The sequence below is a fragment of the Streptomyces rishiriensis genome (genome assembly GCF_003112535.1).
GTDB classification, from domain to species: Bacteria; Actinomycetota; Actinomycetes; order Streptomycetales; family Streptomycetaceae; genus Streptomyces; species Streptomyces rishiriensis.
The window spans coordinates 1-3,900 of record NZ_BEWA01000056.1 but is presented as its reverse complement, the minus strand read 5'-3'; the positions used below and the strand labels follow the sequence as shown (position 1 = coordinate 3,900).

Sequence of the window (3,900 nt, the reverse complement as noted above, 5' to 3'; positions counted from 1 at the left end):
CCTCGAGAAGCTTGACGGCCATGGCGGGCCACTGCGCGCCCTGACCGGGAAACACGAGCGCCGGATCACCCAGCAACCGGCCCGCGCCCCGCACCACACCGACAAGCTCACCCACACCCACACCCACACCCACACCCGCACCCACGCCCGCAGCGGCGTCCGTGTCCGTGTCGGCGTCGGTGTCGGCCAGCGCGCGCAGGCGGGTCACCAGTTGCGCGCGGTCGTCCCCGGAGACCGCGGCGCGGTGTTCGAACACCGTCCGCGAGCCCGCCAGCATGCGCGCCACCGCGTCCGCGGACAGGTCCGGATAACGCTCCAGGAAGTCCGCCACCCGCCCCGCCTGGGCCCGCAACGCACCCTCACCACGCCCCGACAACAGCATCGGCACCACCACCCCGGACGGCCCGGGAGCAGACGTCACGACCTGCCCGGCGGGCGCCTCCTCCAGGATCAGATGCGCGTTCGTCCCACTGGCGCCGAAGGAGGAGACGCCGGCGCGGCGGGGAGTGCCGGTGCGCGGCCAGGCCTGCGGTTCGGTGAGGAGCTGGAGCCGGTCCGCGTTCCAGTCGACGTGGGGTGACGGCTCGTCGATGTGGAGGGTGCGCGGCAGGGTGTCGTGGCTCATCGCCATGACCATCTTGATGACCCCCGCGACGCCCGCGGCCGCCTGGGTGTGACCGATGTTCGACTTCACCGACCCCAGCAGAAGCGGCTCTCCCGCCGGACGGTCCTGACCATAGGTGGCCAGGAGCGCCTGAGCCTCGATGGGATCACCGAGCGTGGTGCCGGTGCCGTGCGCCTCGACGGCGCTGATCTCGGCCGGGGCGAGACCGGCCTGCGCCAGCGCGGTACGGATCACCCGCTGCTGCGCGGGACCGTTCGGCGCGGTCAGACCGTTGGAGGCGCCGTCCTGGTTCACCGCCGACCCCCGCACCACGGCCAACACCGGATGCCCCAGCCGACGCGCGTCCGAGAGCCGCTCCAGCAGCACCAGGCCGACACCCTCCGCGAAACCGGTGCCGTTCGCCCCCGCCGCGAACGCCCGGCACCGACCGTCGGCCGAGAGCGCCCCCTGCCGGCTGAACTCCACGAGTGCGCCGGGCGTCGACATGACGGTGGCGCCGCCCGCGAGGGCGAGGGAGCACTCCCCCTGCCGCAGCGACTGCGCCGCCAGATGGATCGCCACCAGCGACGACGAACACGCCGTGTCCACCGTGATCGCCGGCCCCAGCAGACCCAGCGTGTAGGAGATGCGGCCGGAGGCGACGCTGACGGCCGAACCGTTGCCGAGGTAGCCCTCCAGGTTCTCGGGGGCACGCTCGTGGAGGCCGGGGCCGTAGCCCCCGTGCATCACACCGGCGAAGACACCGGTCCGGCTGCCCTTCAGCGAGACCGGGTCGATGCCCGCGCGCTCGAAGGTCTCCCAGGCCGTCTCCAGCAGCAGCCGCTGCTGCGGATCCATCGCCAGCGCCTCACGCGGCGATATCCCGAAGAACGCCTCGTCGAACCGTCCGGCGTCGTCCAGGAACGCACCCTGCCGGGCGGACGACTTCCCACCGCCGCGGCTGTCGTCGTCCAGGAGCCGGTCCAGGTCCCAGCCCCGGTCGTCGGGGAGCGGGCCGACCGCGTCGGTTCCCGCCACGAGGAGCTCCCACAGCTCCTCGGGCGTCCGGGCGCCGCCGGGCAGACGGCAGCCCATCGCCACGATGGCGACGGGCTCGTCCGACTGCCCCGTCACGGCCGTTCCCTCGGCGTCCTGTGCGCTCTCGGCGCCGAGGCCGCCCTCCCCCAGGCCGTCGAGGTACCGGGCGAGGGCCTGGGGGGTCGGGTAGTCGTAGGCCACGGCGGCCGAGAGACGGTGGCCGGAGGCGGCGGACAGCCGGTCGCGGAGGGTCACGGCGGACAGGGAGGTGAAGCCGAGTTCGTGCAGAGGCCGGTCGGCGGTCACGTCCTCGGGGGGCAGACCGAGGACGTCGGCGACCACGGAGCGCACCAGGCCGAGCAGCCCGTGCCGCGTCGTCAGGAGGACGGCGTCGGCGGCCGCCGGGGTCCCGGCGGCCGCTGTTCCGGTCGGGCCTTCGGCGGCCAGATCGGGGCGGACGCCCACCGACGGATTGACGACGAGCAGCGTTGCGGGCAGCTCGGCCAGCTGCCGCCGGGCGGTCTTCCCCGTCGACGTACGCGGGATGCCGTCGACGAGGTGGAACTCGTCGGGCACCTTGAAGTAGGAGAGTTCCCGGCGGCAGGTCTCCAGAAGCTCCCGGGTGTCGATGCCCCCGGGGCCTTCCGGACCCGGCACCAGGTAGGCGACGGGCACCTCGCCCAGTACGGCGTGGGGCTTGCCCGCCACCGCTGCCTCGGCCACGCCGGGCACCCCGGCCAGGACGTGCTCCACCTCCGCGGGGTGGATGTTCTCGCCGCCGCGGATGATGAGTTCCTTGACCCGGCCGGTGATGGTGAGCCTCCCGGCGGAGTCCTGCCGGCCGAGGTCGCCGGTGCGGTACCAGCCGTCCACGAGCACGGCCCGGGTCGCTTCCGGGGCGTTGTGGTATCCGGTCATGGTGGCCGGACTGTGCACCCAGATCTCGCCCTCCCGGCCGGTGGCCACCTCCTCGCCGGTCTGCGCGTCCGTCAGCCGCAGCGTCAGGCCGGGCAGCGGGGTGCCGGTAGTGCCCAGGACGCGTGGCCCGGTGAGCGCCTGGGTGGTGATGGCGCCTCCGGTCTCGCTGCTGCCGTAGCTGTCCAGGAGGCGGATGCCGAAGGTGTCCTCGAAGGCTTCGTGCAGCGCGGGCGGGCAGGCCGAACCGGCCGCCATGCACACGCGCAGCTTCGGCAGTTCGAGCCCGCGCTCGCGCGCGAGGTCCACCATGCGGTGGTAGGTGGTGGGGGAACCGACGAGGAAGGTGGCCTGCTCGCTGCGGACGGTCTCCATGATCTCGTCCGGGGCCGAGCCCTCCAGGATGTGGGCGAAGGCCCCGACGGCCAGCGTGGCGAGCACACCGATGTTGTGCGAGGCGGCGTGGTACAGCGGCATCGGCCACACGAGGCGGTCGGCCGCGGACAGGCCGAGGATCGGCTCGGTGCATGCGGCCGTGGCCCAGAGCGACTTGCGCTGGGTCGTGACCACGCCCTTGGGGCGTCCGGTGGTGCCGGAGGTGTACAGGATCCAGGCCGTCTCGTCCAGGTCCAGGTCGTCCCGCGCGTCGGCGGGCGGCGGGGTGACGGCGAGGTGCTCGAAGTCGGCGGCGCCCGCCACCGGCTCGTCGGCGCCGACGACGATCAGAACGCAGTCCAGCCCGCTGCTCCGACCGGTCCGCAGCACCTGGGGTGCCTGGGCCGCGCCGCTGATCACCGTGCGGGCGCCGCTGTCGACGAGATGGTGGGCGAGTTCGCTGTCGGAGGACCGTGGGTCGACCGGCACGCCGACGGCTCCCGCGCGCGTGACGGCGAGGTAGCTCTCGACCATCTCGACCCGGTTGCCCATGCGCAGCAGGACGCGGTCACCGCGTGCGACCCCGAGTGCGGCGAGGTGCCCGGCCAGGAACCGGGTGCGCCGCTCCAGCGCACCGTAGGTGACGGACCGCCGAGAGTCCTGGAAGACCCGCTCGTCCGGTCGCTGCAGTGCGTGGTCCGTGAGGATCTCGTGGAGCGGACGGACAAGTGCGACGGAGGGCTCTTCAGTCACAGCTCGGCTTCCAATCACATGGGGCGATGGACGGACTCTGACCATCCGGGACCGCCATCCCCCAGGCGCCGTCGGCACAAGGAGCGGCAGAGATCGTTCCCGATCTTTGCCAAGCAGTATCTCGAGGGGGGCACTAGGTCTTTCTCTAAACCCGGTACGGCGATGCCCTGGACGCCGCCTGCCGCGACAGGACAGAGGCCCTGCCCCCGTCGAGC

The 3,900-nt window shown here is 73.1% G+C and carries 1 protein-coding gene; it reads right to left on the bottom strand.

The annotated features are described in order from the left end of the window. A partial coding sequence (locus Sri02f_RS41580; protein WP_245971041.1) for a type I polyketide synthase occupies positions 1-3,685 on the bottom strand: 3,685 nt, incomplete at its 3' end. Positions 3,686-3,900: the final 215 nt, after the last annotated feature.